Origin of the sequence: Arthrobacter ulcerisalmonis (assembly GCF_900609065.1) — a bacterium.
Lineage (GTDB): Bacteria > Actinomycetota > Actinomycetes > Actinomycetales > Micrococcaceae > Arthrobacter > Arthrobacter ulcerisalmonis.
Map to the genome: position 1 here is coordinate 149,954 of NZ_UXAU01000020.1, position 18,039 is coordinate 167,992.

9 protein-coding genes and 1 pseudogene are annotated in these 18,039 nt (G+C 65.9%); 6 read left to right on the forward strand and 4 right to left on the reverse strand.

Translation table 11 applies throughout. The features are described 5' to 3' along the window. Positions 1-139: 139 nt before the first annotated feature. The 3 genes and pseudogenes from PSET11_RS16885 to PSET11_RS07315 form a co-directional block, all read right to left on the reverse strand. Positions 140-5,971 (reverse strand): annotated as a pseudogene (locus tag PSET11_RS16885) (amino acid adenylation domain-containing protein); the annotation flags it as partial. 171 nt (positions 5,972-6,142) lie between these two features. Further along, on the reverse strand, positions 6,143-6,433 hold the full coding sequence (locus tag PSET11_RS07310; protein ID WP_124091438.1) for a hypothetical protein: 291 nt from the start codon (positions 6,431-6,433) through the stop codon (positions 6,143-6,145). An 89-nt stretch (positions 6,434-6,522) separates the two neighbouring features. Next, positions 6,523-7,959, reverse strand: a complete 1,437-nt coding sequence (locus PSET11_RS07315) for a PucR family transcriptional regulator (protein WP_124091439.1) — start codon at positions 7,957-7,959, stop codon at positions 6,523-6,525. Positions 7,960-8,118: 159 nt separating this feature from the next. On the opposite strand from PSET11_RS07315, the gene PSET11_RS07320 reads away from it, so the two are divergent. Both PSET11_RS07320 and gabT read left to right on the forward strand, forming a co-directional pair. After that, on the forward strand, positions 8,119-9,549 hold the full coding sequence (locus tag PSET11_RS07320; RefSeq protein ID WP_124091440.1) for an aminobutyraldehyde dehydrogenase: 1,431 nt from the start codon (positions 8,119-8,121) through the stop codon (positions 9,547-9,549). A 47-nt stretch (positions 9,550-9,596) separates the two neighbouring features. Then, positions 9,597-10,967 carry a 4-aminobutyrate--2-oxoglutarate transaminase gene (gene gabT, locus PSET11_RS07325; protein ID WP_124091441.1) on the forward strand — a complete coding sequence of 457 codons (1,371 nt, stop codon included), beginning with the start codon at positions 9,597-9,599 and terminating at the stop codon, positions 10,965-10,967. 210 nt (positions 10,968-11,177) lie between these two features. Here gabT and rarD read toward each other — a convergent pair whose 3' ends face one another. Continuing rightward, entirely contained in the window at positions 11,178-12,074 is an 897-nt protein-coding gene (gene rarD, locus PSET11_RS07330) for an EamA family transporter RarD (protein WP_238989071.1), read from the reverse strand. Positions 12,075-12,264: 190 nt separating this feature from the next. On the opposite strand from rarD, the gene PSET11_RS07335 reads away from it, so the two are divergent. The 4 genes from PSET11_RS07335 to PSET11_RS07350 all read left to right on the forward strand — a co-directional run bounded on the left by PSET11_RS07335 (position 12,265) and on the right by PSET11_RS07350 (position 17,967). Continuing rightward, positions 12,265-13,263 carry a DNA topoisomerase IB gene (locus PSET11_RS07335; protein WP_124091443.1) on the forward strand — a complete coding sequence of 333 codons (999 nt, stop codon included), beginning with the start codon at positions 12,265-12,267 and terminating at the stop codon, positions 13,261-13,263. A 209-nt stretch (positions 13,264-13,472) separates the two neighbouring features. Next, complete coding sequence (locus tag PSET11_RS07340; protein WP_124091444.1) at positions 13,473-14,939, forward strand: HNH endonuclease signature motif containing protein; 1,467 nt, start codon at positions 13,473-13,475, stop codon at positions 14,937-14,939. Positions 14,940-15,048: 109 nt separating this feature from the next. Then, positions 15,049-16,473, forward strand: a complete 1,425-nt coding sequence (locus PSET11_RS07345) for an FAD-dependent oxidoreductase (protein ID WP_124091445.1) — start codon at positions 15,049-15,051, stop codon at positions 16,471-16,473. A gap of 150 nt (positions 16,474-16,623) precedes the next feature. Beyond that, positions 16,624-17,967 carry a GAF domain-containing protein gene (locus tag PSET11_RS07350; protein ID WP_124091446.1) on the forward strand — a complete coding sequence of 448 codons (1,344 nt, stop codon included), beginning with the start codon at positions 16,624-16,626 and terminating at the stop codon, positions 17,965-17,967. Positions 17,968-18,039 lie beyond the last annotated feature (72 nt).

An 18,039-nucleotide genomic window follows, 5' to 3' on the forward strand; every position in this document is an offset into this window, starting at 1 on the left:
CGGTCCGGTACATGCGGCTACCGTCGGCAGCGAACGGGTTGGCGACAAAGCGGGACGCGGTCTCGCCGGGGCGTTGATCGTAGCCTTGCGCCATGCCTGCGCCGGCCAGGTACAGCTCACCGGGGATGCCTGCAGGCACCAGCGCCAGGTGCTGATCCAGGACCAGCGTGTCGGTGTTGCCGATGCCGCGGCCAATGGTCGGCGCACCCGCGCCGATTTTCGCCGTGACGGAATCAACGGTGAACTCCGTGGGTCCGTAAAAGTTATGCGCGTCCACCCCGGGCGTGGTTGCCAACTGCTCCCACAGCATGGGGTCCACGGCCTCGCCGCCCAGCAGCAACAGCAACGGGGAACGGTCGACGCCGGAACTTACCCCTGCGAGCAGGCCCAGCTGGAGCAGTTGGCTGGCGTAGGAGGGGGTGGTTTCTAGGACGTCGATGGAGTGCTGGCTGCAGTAGCCGATCAGGGCCTCGGCGTCGCTGCGGACCGGCTCTGGCACCAGGTGCAGCTCAGCGCCAGCCACGAGCCAGAGCATGGGATCCCAGGCTGCATCGAACCCGAGCCCGGCAATGTGGGCCACCGCAACGGCCGAGCCGTTGGCGGCTTCGAAACGCGGTGCGTACAGGGTGCGGTGGTGGTGGGCGTACAGGTTTGCCAAGGCGCCATGCTGGACGGCTACGCCCTTCGGTCGGCCGGTGGAGCCTGACGTGAAGAGGACGTAAGCGAGATCTTCGGGGCTGGGAGCGCGCCCAGCCAGCTCCTCTGCTGACACGCCGGACCCGGCAGCGAGCAGTGCGTCGATGTCAGTCTGGACGGGCTGGCATACTGGGGTGCCTTGGTTTCCCGGGGCGCGCGGGGTGCCTTGGTTTCCCGGGGTGCCGACGGCGGCGTCCCCGGCTTCCCCGAGCGTAAACCCGGGTGCTGCGATCACCACGGCTGGGCCGCCGTCGTGCAAAATCATGGCGATCCGCTCGGCGGGGTACGCCAGATCTACCGGGATGTAGACGGCGCCGGCAGCGAGGACAGCGAGGGCGGCGGTGGCCACGTCAGCGGATCGGGGGAGGGCCACGGCCACGCGGTCGCCTGGCTGAACGCCCACGGCCACCAGGCCCTTGGCTACCGACGTCACCCGGTCCTGAAGCTGCGCGAACGTGAGCTCGGAGAGGGGCCCGGCGGTGTCCACCACGGCGCGCCGGTTGGGCTGCCGGGCAGCGGTGTCGGCGAACGCTGCCAGCACTGACGGCTGCGGCTCGGAGGTGCAGGTGCCCTGGCTTTGCGCCAGGACCTTGGCGTACTGCTCTGGGCTTTGGATCTGCAACCGGTCCAGGGTGATGGCCGGATCAGCAGCAAACTGTGCCGCCACGGCCTCGAAGCCAGCAGCAAGTTGCTGGGCGGTAGCGAGCGTGAACAGCGCAGGGTCAAACATGAGGGAACCGGTGAGGCCGTCGGCCTGCTCGTTAAAGTCGAGCAGCAGATCGAACTTGGCGCCGGCGCTTTCCTGCCCCTGGTCCGCGGTGGCTTCCAGGCCGTCCATCGAAAGCCGCGCGGTGGCGGTGTTTTGCAGGGTCAGCATGACCTGGAACAGCGGGTGCCGGTGCTGCGACCGGGTGGGGTTCAGCTCCTCCACCACGCGCTCAAACGGCGCGTCCTGGTTGGCATAGGCGTGCAGGTTGGTGTATCTGACGCTCTCCACCAACTCCCCGGCCGTGGGGTTGCCGGAGGTGTTGGTCCGCAGCACCAGGGTGTTCACGAAGAAGCCCACGAGCTCTTCCAGTTGCGTGTCAGTCCGGCCCGCAACGGGCGTGCCCACCGGAATGTCGACGCCGGCGCCCGACTTGGTCAGCAACGCTGCCAGCGCCGCCTGCAGCACCATGAAGAGGCTGGCCTTGTGCGTCCTGGCCAGCGCGTTCAACCGTTCTGCGGTGTCCGCGCCGAGGGCGATGGGGACGGACGACGGCGACTGGCCGCCGTCGTGTGTTCCCGCACCTGGTGCCACTCCGAGCGCCGCGGCAGGGGTGCCGCGGACGTAGTCGAAGGGGAGTTGGAGTTCTTCGGGGGCGCCGCGGAGTTCGCGCGCCCAGAAATCGAGCTGTCGGGAAATGGGGCTTTCGGCGTCGTGTTCAGAGCCCAGTTCTGTGCGCTGCCACAGCGTGTAGTCAGCGTATTGGATGGGGAGGGCCGGAAGATCTGCCGCCTGACCTGCGGAAATGCGGTTGTACGCGGTGGAGAGATCGTGGGCGAGCGGCGCCAGCGACCAGCCGTCGGCCGCGATGTGGTGCAGCGTGATGGCCAGGACGTGGTGGTCTGGAGCCAATTGGAACAGGACGGCTCGGAGCGGCAGTTCCTGGCTGAGGTCGAAGCCACGTCCGGTTTCTGCGGCCAAGGCTGCGGGCAGGTGGTCGGCGGAGCAGAGGACAGCGGTCATGGCCGGTGCACCAGCATCGACGGACAATACCTGCTGCGTCGGTTCGCTGCCCACCAGCGGGAACAGGGTCCGGAGCGATTCGTGCCGGGCGCTGACCTGGCCAAGTGCGCCCTCCAGTGCGGCCACGTTGAGGGTTCCGCGGAGGTCGAGGACCACGGGGATGTTGTAGGCGCCGGATTCGGGGTTGAACCGGTTGAGGAACCAGAGCCGGCGCTGCGCGAAGGAGAGCGGGAGCACAGCCGGCCGGTCGGCGGGGAGGAGTGGGCTGGCGCCGGCGGTGCCCAGCTCCAGGGTTTCGGCTAACGCTGCCACAGTAGGCTTTTCGAAGACGGTCCGGAACGCCGGGGCGGTGCCCGTGCGGTCCCGGAGCAGGGCCACCAACCGGGTGGCCAGCAGGGAATGTCCGCCGAGGTCAAAGAAGTCGTCCTCGACCCCTACGACCTGCAGGCCCAAGACGTCTTTGAACGCCTGGGCCACCATCGCTTCGCGCTCGTTCCGCGGTTCGGTGGCTGTGGTTTCCTGTTCCGGCACGGGGAGAGCACGGGCATCCAACTTGCCATTGGGGGTGAGCGGAATTGCCGGGATTTGCGTGATGCTGGTGGGGATCATGTAGTCAGGCAGGTGCCGGCGGGATTGCCGCCGGAGTTCGCCCGTGTCCAGGGCTGCTTGATCGTGGCCATCCGTCGATGGTGCCTGTGTGACGTAGCCCAAAAGCTGGTCGTAGCCCGCGCGGTTGCGCCCCACCGTGATGGCAGCATGTTCCACCCCTGGAAGGGACAGCAAGACCTCCTCGATCTCTGCCAACTCCACCCGGAAACCCCGGATCTTGACCTGGGCGTCGAGCCGGCCGCGGAACTCAAGGGTTCCGTCGCCTTGGCGGCGGACAATGTCTCCCGTCCGGTACATCCGCGAGCCGTCCAAGGCGAACGGGTCGGCCACGAACCGCTCGGCGCTGAGGCCGGGCTGGGCAAGGTAGCCGCGGGCCAGGTTGACGCCTGCCACGTAGAGCTCTCCCACGGCGTTGTCCGGGACGGGGTTGAGGCCTGAGTCCAGGATGTAGTGCCGGGTGTTGGCCACCGATCCGCCCAAGGTTGGTTCGGTGCCGGGTTCCATGACGGCGGTCAACGAATCAACAGTGGTTTCGGTGGGGCCATAGAAGTTGTAAGCCACCAGGCCGTCGCGGCCGGCAAGCTCGTTCCAGAGCAGCGGGTCCACAGCTTCGCCACCCAAGGCAACCACCGAGGGGTGCTGCTCCTGGTCGAAGAGGCCACCGGCCACCAGCACCTTGGCGAACGACGGCGTGGTCTCAATTGAGTCGATACCCTCGCCTGACAGGTAGGCGCTGAGGGCCTCGGGGTCGCGGCGGGTCTGGTTGTCCACCATGTGCAGTTCGTGGCCACCGATCAGCCAGAGGATGGGATCCCAGGAAGCGTCAAAAGACAGCCCGGCAGTATGCGCCACCCGGAGTTTCCTGCCGAGGCGGTTTTCGGCTGGCAGGAAGATGGCGTCCCGGTGGGACGTGTAGAGGTTGAGGAGTGCCAGGTGTTCCACTCCCACGCCCTTGGGCCGGCCGGTGGAGCCGGACGTGAAGATCACGTAGGCCAGATCCTGCTGGCCGGCGGCCGGGAGCGGTGCGGACGGGTCCTTGCCTGCCAGGCAAGCCTGCATGAGCGCGGAGTCCAGTACGGTCACCGGCACGTCGGTGCTGATTTCTTGGTGCCTCGCGTCGGCGCCGGACGCACCGGTAGATGCTCCGGGGGAGGTTCCCGTGGACGTTTCGCTTGAGGCTTGGCTTGTCGCGTCGGTGAATGCTCCCATGAACGCTCCGGTGGTGAGGAGTCGGACCGGGGCGGCGTCTTCCAGCATGCCCTCCACCCGGCCTGCTGGATAGTCAGGGTCCAGGGGAAGGTAGGCGGCACCGCACTTTAGGACCGCCAAGAGAGCCACGGGGAGCAGCACGCCGCGGTCCAGCCGGACAGCAACAGTGTGGCCGGGCCCAGCGCCGTGGCTGGTCAGGAACCGGGCCAACTGATTCGACTGGGCCTCCAGTTCGGCGAAGGTGAGGGTCCCGTCGTCGGCCACCACAGCGGTGCTCAACGGCCGGGCAGCGGCGTTGGCCTGGAATTCCTCAACAATCGTGTGGCCCGGCAGCGTCTGGTTGGCTGCCTCGCCGGCCGCCAGCAGGATCAGTTCCTCGGCGTCGGTGGTGACCGTCAGGTCGGCCAGGAGCGCCGATGGGCGGGTGGCTACCCCCGCGAGCAGGCGCACGAAGCGGTGCAGGTGCTCTGTCAGCTCGACCTCGGTGTAGAGGGCGGCATTGGCCTCGAACTGGACCGTGGGCAGGCTGCGCTGAGAATCGACGCCGGCGCCTTCGCCGAGGCCGTGGACCACCATCGAGAGATCATCGATGGGGCCGGTGGACAGGATGGTCAGGGTGCCTTGGGCTGGGCCAAAGGTGATCTGGTCCAAGACTGGGAGGATGTTGACCGACGGTCCCAAATAGCTGCCCTGGGTGGGCAGGTCTTCGTAGCGGAACCTCTGGTGGACAAGGGCGCCTCGAAGACTGCGACCCACCGCTGCGACAGTGTCCTGCACCGTCGCGCTGGGGTCCACACCGTGCCGGACGGGAACGATATTGGACAGCATGGACGGCGTTGACTTGGCCAGGTTGCCGCGTCGGGCAGTGACAGGCAGGGCCACGGAGACATCGCGCTCGCCGGTAATCCGGTGCAGGTACAGTGCGGCAGCCGTCACCACCAAGGCGGGGGCGGTGGCTGCCGCGGATGTTAACGCTGATGCGGCGGCTTCGGGGAGCGCCTGGGCCACGCGCACCAGCGAGCTTGCTGCGCCGTCGGGCCGGCCAGCCAAGCCGGTAGCTGGGGCGGCGTCGGCCAGGGTTTCAGTCCAGTAGGCCCGGTCAGCTTCGGCAGCAGCAGAGTCCGGGTAGGCGCCCTCGCCGGCCAGGAGTTCCTGGAGCGGGCCGAAAGCCTGGGGTGGTTCGGCGGCCGGTGTTCCGGCGTCGGACGCTTTGGCAGCCAAAAGGCTGTTGTACAGCTCGGCGACGCGGCGCAGCACCAGCACGGCAGAGTAGCCGTCCAGCAAAAGGTGATGGACCCGCTGGTAGAAGTAGTGTCGCTCAGGAGTCAACCTGATCAATTCGGTGTGGAGGAGCTGATCCGTGGCGGTGTCACGGGGGAGCGCCAGGTCGGTATCCATCAGAGATCGGGCCTGGGTCTCCGGGTCAGCGGCCGCGGACAGGTCCGTGACTTCGAGGGCTGCCGGCTGGGGGCGGGCGACTTGGTAGGGGCCATCGGCGTCTGCGGCGAATGCCATGGACAGCGCGTCCGTTCCGGCTACCGCCTGGGCCAAGGCTGAGCGGAGAACAGCCTCATCCAACGGGCCCACGATCTCGATGAACTGGGCGATCTGGAACATCGGATTTTCCGGCGCCAGTTGCTGCGCGTACCAAATGCCCCGCTGTGCCGGCGTCAGCGGCAGCCGGGCAGCGGCGTCGTGGTCGGCGGAAGTCAGGGAATCGTGGGACATGATCCTTCTCAGGGTTGGGTGGCCTCAGGGCGCGCGGATGCACGGTAGGCCGAGGTGAGCCAGCAGGGTGGCGTCGGCGGAGGTGCCCAAAGGACACGACGGGGGTGCCCGGAGGGCATGGAAGTCCCGCGGGCCGGACGTACGTCTCAGCCCGCGGGGATCAGCGGGAGGTTACTGGAACTGCCCGAACTGGAACGGGCCAACGTTGCCCAAGTTCACCAGCGGGCCGTTGATGAGCGGTCCATTGATCAGGCCACCGCTGAGGAGGCTGTTGTTGGAAACGCCGTTGCCCAGGAGTCCGTTGAGTAGGGAGACGTTGCTGGCGGGGGCGGGCTGACTGATGGCGGTGCTTGCCTGCGTGGGTGCGGCAGCCTGGGCCGGCAACGATGTTGCAGCGAATGCACCCAAGGCCAGCATGGATGCGGCGGCGGTGCGGGTTACGGTCTTGGCAGTCTTGTTCACGGTTATCTCCAGTTAGGTAGCAATAGTTTCCACAATGCGTTCGTCACAGGAGATTCGGACCCAAACTGTATCCGGATTGGCGAAGCAGGCTACCTTCCCTGCCGCGCCGTCAATCGGGAGACGGAGAGCGCCAGCCATAGTTGGACGCGGTCGCTGGTCAGGGCCGGGTCGTACCCGGTCAGTTCGGTGATCTGCCCGAGGCGGTAACGCACAGTGTTCCGGTGCAGGGTGAGGTCCTCTGCCACGGCTGCCACTGAGCCGTTGTTGGTGAGGTAGCTTTCCAGCGTTGCCACCAGTTCGGCGCCGTGCGCGGCGTCAAAGCTGCGGAGCGGGTGCAAGGCCTCGTGCGCCATGTCGGCCAGTGGAACGTCTTCGCTGGCGAGCAGGAGTGAGGTGAGGCTCAGCCGTTCGGGTTCGTTGACGGGCAGGCCGTGGCTGACCGCATCGCGCGCCTCAAAGTAGCTCCACCGCAGTCCGTTCGGCTTGGTGTAGGCACCGCCGATGCCGATGGTCGCGTGGATCCCGGCCTCGGCGAGGTGGGTGCTGAGGCGTCGTGCCAGCGCTGGTGCCGTCCCGCCGTCGTCGTTGATGACCAGCATCAGGTCCCGGCCCACGACGGCGGCCACCGCCTTGTCGAGTTCCGGCGGCACCGCACTGCGGACCAGCGCCTTGTGGTGGGCTTCGGAACTGGCCAGCAGCACCACGTTCTTGCGGGTGCTGTTCACCCCTACGCTGGCAAGCCGCCGCTGGGCCTCACTGGTTTCCAGGGACCCCTGGATGACGTCTTCCAGCACCTGCCCGCAGAGCGCCCGCTGGGCCTGCCGCTGCTTGACCATGTTGTTCAGTTCCACGCTGATCAGGTTCTGCGCGTAGCCAATAATGCCGTTGTCTTCAAAGGGTTGCCGCACCCACAGAGTGCAGGCGTCCCGCCGCCCGGTGGGAATGGGATAGGCGGACCACAGATCGGCGGTAGGGGGAGAGTTGGTGCTGTTGTAGAGCTGCGCCGTGAACTGGCTCAAGGCGATGTCTGTGCGCAGCATGCCGCCGAGATGCTTGAGGAGTTCCGCCACTCCGCCGCCGGTGAGCAGTGCCTTGGCGAGTACCTGATGGCCGGCAATGAGGCGCTCGAGCTTGGTGTAATGATCGGCCGAGTGGGCGTCCGCCACCAGTTTGCCGATCGCAATGAACGGCGTTTCATAGGGTACCTGCACCACCGGTAGGCCCCACCGGTTCGCCTCCGCTAAGAGGGCAGCAGGCACTGCTTCATGCGACAGCCCGGTGCCGAAGCCGATACCCACCGCACCTGCGCGCTGGACTTGGCGGGCAAATCGGCGCTGCTCGGGCGCGGAACGCAGCCGCAGACCCGTGGTCAGCACTAGTTCGCCGCCGTCGAGAAAGCGCTGTGGATCCTCGAGTTCGGTGACGGCCACCCAGCTGATGTCCTGGTTTAGGGTGCTCTTGGCCGCGCCAACGTTCGTCAGTTTCAGCGAATCCACGCCCACCAGGGCAGCAAGGGAGATGGCCATGGAGCAAGGATAGCCAAGCACTAGGCAACCGCACTAAAAATAGTCAAAGACGGTGTGCAGGTGGCCATTCACGAGCTAGGGGTCCTGGCATAGGCTCAAGGCAGTTCACCCTGCCGCCAGCGGTCCCACCGCCGGCCCCTAGGAAAGTGGTTGCACACCGTGGTCCAAACCTTGCAGAACTTCATCAACGGCGAATTCGTCACTCCGGCAGGCACCGATCTGCTGGACATCGTCAATCCCACCAATGGCGAGGTGGTGGCGCAGTCTCCAGTGTCCGTTGACTCTGACGTGGATGCGGCCATGGCGGCGGCAAAAGCAGCCTTCCCCGCCTGGAAGCGGGTCACCCCAGGGCAGCGCCAGCTCATGCTGCTCAAGCTCGCCGACGCCATCGAAGCCAACAGTGACGAACTTGTCGAGGCCCAGCACCGGAACACCGGCCAGGTCCGCTCGCTGATTGCCGCGGAGGAAGTTGCCGCCGGCGCAGACCAGATGCGCTTCTTCGCCGGTGCTGCCCGCATTATGGAGGGCAAGTCTGCTGGCGAGTATTTCGAGGGCCATACCTCCTACGTCCGCCGCGAACCCATTGGCGTGGTGGCCCAGGTGGCACCGTGGAACTACCCGTTCCTGATGGCCATCTGGAAGATCGGCCCTGCGCTCGCCGCCGGCAACACGATCGTGCTCAAGCCGTCCGACACCACGCCCGAGTCCACCCTGGTCTTGGCTCGAATTGCCGGCGACATCCTGCCGGCAGGTGTACTCAACGTGGTCTTGGGGACAGGGGCCACAGGTTCCCTGATGGTGGAGCACAAGGTTCCCGGTCTGGTCTCCATCACAGGCTCGGTCCGGGCTGGTATTGCCGTGGCCACCGGCGCTGCCAAGGGCCTCAAGCGTGCGCACCTGGAACTTGGCGGCAAGGCGCCCGCCATCGTGTTCAAGGACGCAGACATCGCCAAGAGCGCAGCGGCCATCGCCGAGTTCGCCTTCTTCAACGCCGGCCAGGACTGCACCGCCATTACCCGGGTGCTGGTCCAGGATGAAGTGCACGACGACGTCGTGGCCGCCATGGTGGCGCACACCAAGACCCTGCACACCGGCTCGCAAAACGACGAAGACAACTACTTCGGCCCGCTGAACAACGTCAACCACTTCAACGCCGTGAGCTCCGTGGTGGAACACCTGCCCGCCAACTGCAAGATTGAAACCGGTGGGCACCGTGTTGGCGACAAGGGCTTCTTCTTCGAGCCGACCATCATCACCGGCGCCAAGCAGACCGATGACGTGGTCCAGCAGGAAACGTTCGGCCCGGTTATCACTGTGCAGCGCTTCAACACCGAGGAAGAAGCGCTGGAAATGGCCAACGATGTGGACTACGCCCTCGCAGCCAGCATCTGGACCACCGATCACGGCACGGCCATGCGGCTCAGCCGCGACCTGGACTTCGGTGCCGTGTGGATCAACACCCACATCATGCTGACCGCCGAAATGCCGCACGGTGGCTTCAAGCAGTCTGGCTACGGCAAGGACCTCTCCGTCTATGGCGTGGAGGACTACACCCGCATCAAGCACGTCATGAGCGCCCTGGACGCCTGACCTTCCCCGCTCCTCCTCATCATCACGCTGCACCCGAAAGGCCCATCATGACCACCACCGCATCAGAGATCACCTACCGCCTGGAGCAGAAGCGCAACGTCCAGGCTGACTTCCCCGGCCCCAAGTCCGTGGCCCTCACCGAACGCCGCAAGGCAGTCGTGGCAGCTGGCGTCGCCTCCAGCGTCCCTGTTTTCGTTGCCGACGCGGACGGCGGGATCATCCAGGACGTGGACGGGAACTCGTTCATTGACCTGGGTTCAGGCATTGCGGTGACCAGCGTGGGCGCGTCTGATCCCGCCGTCGTGGCCGCCGTGAAGGCCGCCGTGGAGCACTTCACCCACACGTGCTTCATGGTGACCCCATACGAAGGCTACGTTGCGGTCGCCGAGCAGCTGAACCGGCTCACCCCGGGCGACCACGAAAAGCGGACGGTGCTGTTCAACTCCGGCGCCGAGGCAGTGGAGAACGCCGTCAAGGTGGCTCGCCTCGCCACCGGGCGCGACGCCGTCGTGGCTTTCGACCACGCCTACCACGGCCGCACCAACCTGACCATGGCGCTGACCGCCAAGGCCATGCCGTACAAGACCAACTTCGGCCCGTTCGCGCCCGAGGTCTACCGCATGCCCATGAGCTACCCATACCGCGAGGAAAACCCGTCGATCACCGGTGCGGAGGCGGCCAAGCGCGCCATCACCATGATCGAAAAGCAGATCGGCGGAGACCAGGTCGCCGCGATCATCATCGAACCCATCCAGGGCGAAGGCGGATTCATTGTCCCCGCCGAGGGCTTCCTGCCGGCGCTGGCAGCGTGGGCCAAGGAAAAGGGCATCGTCTTCATCGCCGATGAGGTCCAGTCAGGCTTCTGCCGCACCGGTGAATGGTTCGCGGTCAACCACGAAGGCGTCGTTCCGGACATCCTGACCCTCGCCAAGGGCATCGCGGGTGGCCTGCCGCTCTCCGCCATCACCGGCCGGGCAGACCTGCTGGACGCCGTCCACCCCGGTGGCCTCGGCGGCACCTACGGCGGCAACCCGGTGGCCTGCGCTGCGGCCTTGGCGTCCATCAGCACCATGGAGTCGCTGGACTTGGCCGGACGTGCCCGCCACATCGAGGAACTCGCCGTGGGTCGCCTGACTGAGTTGCAGGGCGAGCTTGCCGACGCCGGATCCGCCGTCATTGGCGATGTCCGCGGACGTGGCGCCATGCTGGCGATCGAATTGGTCCAGGCCGGTTCGAAGGAGCCCAATCCGGAGCTGACCAAGGCCGTTGCCGCTGCCTGCCTCAAGGACGGCGTCATCATCCTCACGTGCGGCACCTACGGAAACGTTATCCGCCTGCTGCCGCCGCTGGTCATCTCGGACGATCTCCTCAACGACGGCCTCGACGTCCTCGCCGCCGCCATCAAGGCCAACGCATAACGCACACTGCATAACGCGCGACGCCGGCGCCAACCTTTGGTGCGCTGGTTTGCGGTAAAGGCGGGTCAGCTCAGTGCTGGCCCGCCTTTTGCGTGTCCGGCGGGCAGGCTGGGCTGCGGCTACGCCCTGCCTACGCCACCACTGCTGCTGCCGCTACGCCACCACTGCCGCTGCCGCTACGCCACCACTGCCGCTACGCCACCACTGCCGCTACGCCACTACTGCTGCGGCGTCAGCGCGGCGGGAGATGGCGTTGCGCCGGGCGGCCAGCACCATGTCCACGGTCAGTAAGATCAATGCCAACCACACCACGCAGAACCCGATCCACCGTTCCGCGGGCATGGCCTCGTGGAACACCACCAGTGCCACGATGAACTGCAGCAACGGGGCGATGTATTGGAGCAGGCCGATGGTGGTCATGGGGAGCCGTCGGGCGGACGCGCCGAAGAGTAGGAGCGGCACGGCGGTGATGACTCCGGATGCGGCAAGGATCCAGAAGTGGCCGGCACCGTTGGTAGCCAGGGTGGCGGTGCCGTTGACTGCGAGAATGATCATGGTGATGGCAGCCAAAGGGGCCAAAACAGCTGTCTCCACGCTCAGGCTGGTGAGGGCGTCAACGCGCGGACCCACGCGCTTCTTCAGGAACCCGTAGAAGCCGAAGCTGAAGGCCAGCGTCAGGGCGATCCAGGGGAGCTTGCCGTACGAGAAGGTCAGGATTCCCACGGCGACGAAGCTGATTCCCACGGCTACCCATTGGAGCGGCCGGAGGCGTTCCTTGAGGATGATGACGCCCAGAAGTACGGAGACCAGCGGGTTGATGAAGTAGCCCAGGGAAGCCTCCACCGCTTGCCCCGAGGTGACGCCGTACGTATAAGTGAGCCAGTTGATGCCGATCAGCACGGCCGCCAGTGCCAACGTGCCGCTGACGGCTTTGTTCCGGAACGCCGTGCGGATGGCTGGCCACGACCGGGTCAGCGTGATCAGTAGGGCGCAGAAGAGGAGTGAAAACAGGATGCGGCCAGCCACAATTTCTACGGGACCAGCGGGAGCCACGGCCATGAAGTAGAGCGGCAGTAGCCCCCAGAGTGTGTAGGCGGACAATCCCATGAGGATTCCCGCCGTCGACTCCTTCTGGGCAGCTGCCAGAGTCGTGTTGCGCGTCGTGCTGGTTGGAACTGAACTCTGGGGCGTAGGCACGAACACCATAACAACAGGTTGCGGGTCGATATTCCAACCAGCACCCAAACCGGCCAATAGTCAGTACGCTTGCTTTCATGACGTTTTCGCAGGTCGATCGATGAGGCTTCGGCACAGTAACGCGGCTGGCCGTGGATATCGGCGGGTGCCTGCCGGATCGGGATTCAGCTACCGCGACCTGGACGGTTCCACGTTGCCCGCGGGCGAGCTTCGGGATCGGTTGGCGGGGATCGGTATTCCGCCGGCCTGGACTGATGTCTGGATTGCTCCGTTCGAGAACGGCCATATCCAGGCCACCGGCGTCGACGCGGTAGGGCGGCGGCAGTATATTTATCATCCGCAGTGGCGGGAGCGGAAGGATCGGCTGAAGTTTGATCGTTCCCTGCAACTTGCCGAGTCGCTGCCCGCGGCCCGGCGGTTGGTTACCGTTGACCTCCGGGGCGAGGGGTTCGGCCGGGAGAGGGTGCTGGCGGCAGCCTTCCGGATGCTGGACAGCGGCTCCTTGCGGGTGGGATCCGAACGCTACACGAACGAAAATGGCAGCCGCGGGCTGGCCACTCTGCTGTGCGCCCACGCCCGGGTCCGGAAGGACACGGTTCAGCTGGCGTTTCCCGCCAAGAGCGGCAAGGACTGGGAATCGGAAATTGACGACGCCGACCTGGCCACCTTGATCCGGCAGCTCAAGAAACGCGGTGGCAACGCGAGGCTGCTCGCCTTTAAAGACGGCAGGACCTGGCACCCGCTGACCAGCGCCGACATCAATACTTATGTCAAAGAGCGCACCGGAGCCGACTTCACCGCCAAGGACTTCCGGACCCTGCGGGGCACGGTGGCTGCCGCCAGCAGCTTGGCCCGAACCGGACCGAAACCAAAGGTTTCGCAGCGAAAGCGCGCCATCAGTGCAGCTATGAACGACGCTGCATCAGTTCTGGGAAACACGCCCAGCATCGCCCGGAAGAGCTACGTTGATCCGCGGCTGGTGGACCACTATTCTCACGGCGAGACCATCGACCCGAAGCGCCCAGACTCGGCGGAATCGGAACTGCGGGCCTTGCTCTACCGGGAAGGCGCAGTCGTTCCACTGGCCTCGAAAGGCTAGGTTCGGGGCGTCGTCGATGCCGTACCGCTGGGATCTGCATGCGGTGGCTGCCCGGCGTCGCTGTCGAACCGCAGGCTATCCACGGGCGGTGACTGCCGGCGCCTCTGTTGGACAGGCATGAGCCTGGTAAAGCTTAAGAAGCTGGTTCGTCGTCGCTATACCGACAGTCGGCTCGGCAAAATGTCAGACCCCCTTTCTAGACTGGGAACATGGCAAGCAAAGCGGCATCCACCGCATTGGAATCCAGATCTGATGAGGCAATGGATGCTGCTCTGGCCGTGCTCTACGCCGGGATGACCGAGCCAGCTCTCGGGGACGGAGCTCTCGGGGACGGAGCGCCCGGGGACGGGCATCCAGGGGACGGACGGTGCCCGGATCCGTTGGCCGCCGTCGCTGATGGCTGCCTGGATGTGTTGGCCGCCATTGCCCGGAGCGAGGCCAAGCTCGCGGCCGCAAAAGCCGTAGCCGTCGCAACCTACGCCGAGAGTGTCCGGGCCGCAGCTCCTCCGGAAACGCCCGTTCAAGCACGAGAAATGGCCATCGCGGCCGAGATCGGCTGCGTGCTGGCGATCGGTGACCGCGCCGGAGCCGTCCTTCTGGCAGATTCCTGCACCCTGGCCAGAAACCTCCCACGTACGCTCACGGCGTTGCGGGCCGGAACGCTGTCGTGGCGGCACGCCAAAGTCATGATCGACGAAACCAGCACACTGACACCAGCTGCTGCTGTCCTGCTCGAAGCCCACTTCCTGGACCCTGAGGATCCGCACCGAGCCAAGGGTTGCCCCATCGGGGAGATGCCAGCGTACCGGTTCCGGCAGAAGGCCAGGATTTGGCGTGAACGCCACCACCCTGACAGCATCGAAAAACGCCACTCCAAAGGCTTTGATGACCGGTGCCTGGACCTTACGTCTGAACCGGATGGCATGGCCAGGCTCTCCGCTTACCTCTCAGCGGACGCCGCCACCGCGATCTGGAACCGCCTCACCGCAACAGCCCGTGGCCTCCAGGGCCCTGCCGAAGCTCGGACCCTCACTCAACTCCGCGTGGACCTCTTTGCCGCCGCCACACTCCGCACCGGTAGCCCGGCGCCCGCGGCCAACCCTGGCGGCGCTTCGGCTGCCGGGTTGGCGGATGTCCCGGCGCCCAAAGCCGACGTGCTGGTCACAGTGCCGGTTTTCGCGCTTCTGGGGTTGACTGATGAGCCGGCCATGCTGGACGGTTACGGACCGATTCCGCCGTCGATGGCCCGGGATCTCGTCGCCGGCGGTGCGTCGTCTTTCTACCGGGTACTCACCGATCCCAGGGACGGGGCACCCCTGGAAATTGGTCGCACGAATTACCGGCTGACCAAACCAATGCGGAGCTGGTTGCGGCTCCGAGACGGTAAATGCCCGTTTACCGGCTGCAGCAATCACTCTCTCGACAACGAGGCAGATCACATTTTGTCCTGGCACCAGGGCGGAACTACCGGAATCACCAACCTCGGGAGTCCGTGCCCCAAACATCACCGACTCAGACACGCCAGCGCCTGGAAACCCACCCCTGCCACACTCACCGAACCACCCGGCTGGATAGCACCCTCCGGGCGGACATACCCGAGCGAACACCAAGACTGGGAAGCACCCCAATGGCCTGCCCCACCTCTGCGGGAGCGAAAGGCCGAGCCAGGAAACTGACACCCGCCGAAACGCCGAGGCCAAACGAGCTGCCCTGATTTTGGGCTCGTCTAGACTTGGGGAACTGTGCGCCGATGCGGCGCGTCAGCCGCCTTCAGAAGGGCTTTCGGTGACTCACTCCAGCGATTCCGCCGCCACCCGTCCCCTCCGTGTCGCGATTGTGGGCGCCGGCCCCGCTGGCGTGTATGCGGCGGATATCCTGACGAAATCCAGTGGCGTCAAGGACGGGGATTTCGAGGTCAGCATCGATTTGTTCGAGGCGTATCCCGCGCCTTACGGGCTCATCCGCTACGGCGTCGCGCCGGACCATCCCCGGATCAAGGGCATCGTCAACGCCCTGCACAAGGTATTGGACCGGGGCGACATCCGGTTTCTTGGCAATGTCACTTATGGCCGCGACCTGACCCTCAGCGACTTCCGCGCGTTTTACGATGCGGTGATTTTCTCCACCGGAGCCATTAAGGACGCCAGCTTGGACCTTCCCGGCATCGACCTGCCTGGATCGTTTGGCGGTGCCGACTTCGTCTCCTGGTATGACGGGCATCCGGACGTCCCGCGGGACTGGCCCTTGAACGCCAAGGAAATCGCCGTGATTGGCAACGGCAACGTTGCCCTGGACGTAGCCCGCATGTTGGCCAAGCACCCTGAAGAGCTCCTGAGCACCGAAATCCCGGATAACGTCTACGAAGGGCTGAAGTCCTCGCCAGTCACCGACGTGCACGTCTTTGGCAGGCGGGGTCCGGCGCAGATCAAATTCACGCCCCTCGAACTGCGCGAACTGAGCCACATGAAAGACGTGGACATTGTGCTTTACCCGGAGGACTTCGAATTCGATGCTGCCTCGGATGAAGCGATCCGCACCAACAACCAAATCAAGACCATGGTCAACACCCTCACCAACTGGCTGGTCGAAGATCATGCAGAGTCGGAGACGCCTTCCTCCAGGCGCCTGCACCTGCATTTCCTGCACAACCCGGTGGCGCTGGAGGCGGGTCCGGACGGCGCGGTAGCGGGGGCCCGGTTCGAGCGGATGCGGCTGGACGGCACCGGCAACGTGGAGGGAACGGGCGAGTTCGTGGATTATCCGGTGCAGGCCGTCTACCGGGCCATCGGTTATCATGGCTCCGCCCTGGCCGAACTGGAGTACGACGCAGCCAAGGGCGTCATCCCCAACGAGGGTGGCAGGGTCCTCGATGCCGACGGCGCACCGGTGCCCGGAATCTACGCCACGGGCTGGATCAAGCGCGGTCCCGTGGGCCTGATCGGACACACTAAAGGTGACGCGCTTGAAACTATCGGCTTCCTGCTGGAGGACCGGCTTTCGCTGCCCACAGCCACAAACCCGGATCCGCAGGCCATCCTTGATCTGCTGGCAGAGCGGGGCGTCGAGTACACCACCTGGGTTGGCTGGAACCGGCTCGACGCCCACGAAGCGCAGTTGGGGAATGACTGGACGGCGGACCGGCGAGAGGTAGTCCGTGAACGGATCAAGGTGGTCCCGCGCGAAGAGATGGTCCGGATTTCGCGAGGCTGAGGACGCGCACGATAGACAAGAGGATGCGATCACCACGACGCCGTCGGATGCCCGGGCGGCGCCATCGCAGGGACCCAGGCAACCCACCGAGAGTGGGGTTAGACTGGCCGAGCCGGCAGCCAGATGCCGGCCACCGCAACGGGGAGTTCGATGACGAACGTGAGCCAGCCAACCGGAGCTGCCGCCGGCCAGCGCGCGGCCCTGACCGGGCACGAATACCTGGAAAGTGGCTGGGCAGCAGGAACGCCCGAAATCCCCGGACTCCGTCGCCTGATCCGGGACTCGTGGCAGCGCTCGGCAAGCCTACGGGCCGATCCAGACAACCTGGCTGCGCCTTTGGCCATGGACCGGGACGAACTGGAGCAATATCGCAGGCAGCACCCGTTGGCGGCCATCATGCCCATCATCAACAGGCTCCTGGTTCAACCCAGCCATGACAGTGGCCTCCTCATCGCGGTGGGTGACGAGGTGGGCAGGTTGCTGTGGGTGGAAGGCGATCCAGCGTTGCAGCGCAAGGCCGAGGGCATGATGTTCGTTGCCGGCGCGGACTGGTCTGAGGCCACCGTGGGAACCAGCGCCCCGGGCACTGCCCTTGCCTTGGGCCGGGGGATCCAGATTGCCGGGGCGGAGCACTACCAGCGGGCGGTCCACGCGTGGAGTTGCACCGCCGTGCCGTTCCACGATCCAGACTCCGGCGCCGTCCTCGGCGTCGTTGACATCACCGGCAAGGAAGCCGCCGTAGCGCCGCATACCCTCTCCCTGGTCGAGGCCACCGTGGCAGCCGCGCAGGCCCAGTTGCGGGTGGAGCGGCTGCAGTTGGCCGTGGCGTTGGCGAGCAAGCCGGTCAGGCGCCGGTCGACGTCGGCCGCGAAATTGGTGGGCGGACCTGGCAGTCTCTACCGGAACAGCTTGCAGTTGCTGGGCAGGGACCAGGCCTTGCTCAGCATTGAGGGCCGCACCGTGGCATTATCCGCCCGGCACAGCGAAATCCTCGCCCTGCTCAGCACGCATCCGGCCGGGCTGAGTGCCGAGGAGCTCAGCGCCCTCCTGTACCCGGGGGAGGGGTCCACCATGACGTTGCGCGCCGAAATGGTGCGCCTGCGCAAGGTGGTCCAGCAGCTCCATGCCGACGCTGTGCCAACATCCCGGCCGTACCGCCTGCCTGTGGACCTGGTCCCGGACAGCGGCCAGGTCCTCAGCTGCCTCCAGCGCGGTGCCCATCGGATGGCCTTGAAGATCTACCGCGGCGCCGTCCTGCCGCATTCGGAGGCGCCCGGCGTCGTGTCCCTGCGGGAGAAGGTTTCGGCCCAGCTGCGGGAAGCAGTCCTCACGGACGGCAGTGCCGAGTCGCTGCTGCGGTACGCCGAACTGCCTGAGGCAACGGACGACGTCGGGGTCCGCCGTGCGGCGCTCCGCCTCCTCCCAGCCCGCTCACCGCGGCGCGCCGGCCTGGTGTCCGACCTGGAACGGATCGATACCGAACTGCGGGCCTGACGGGCCACCGTAAAGGTTGCAACCTGCCTGCAACCTTCGCGCTCCTACGCTGGCAGCAACGGTGACTGCCAT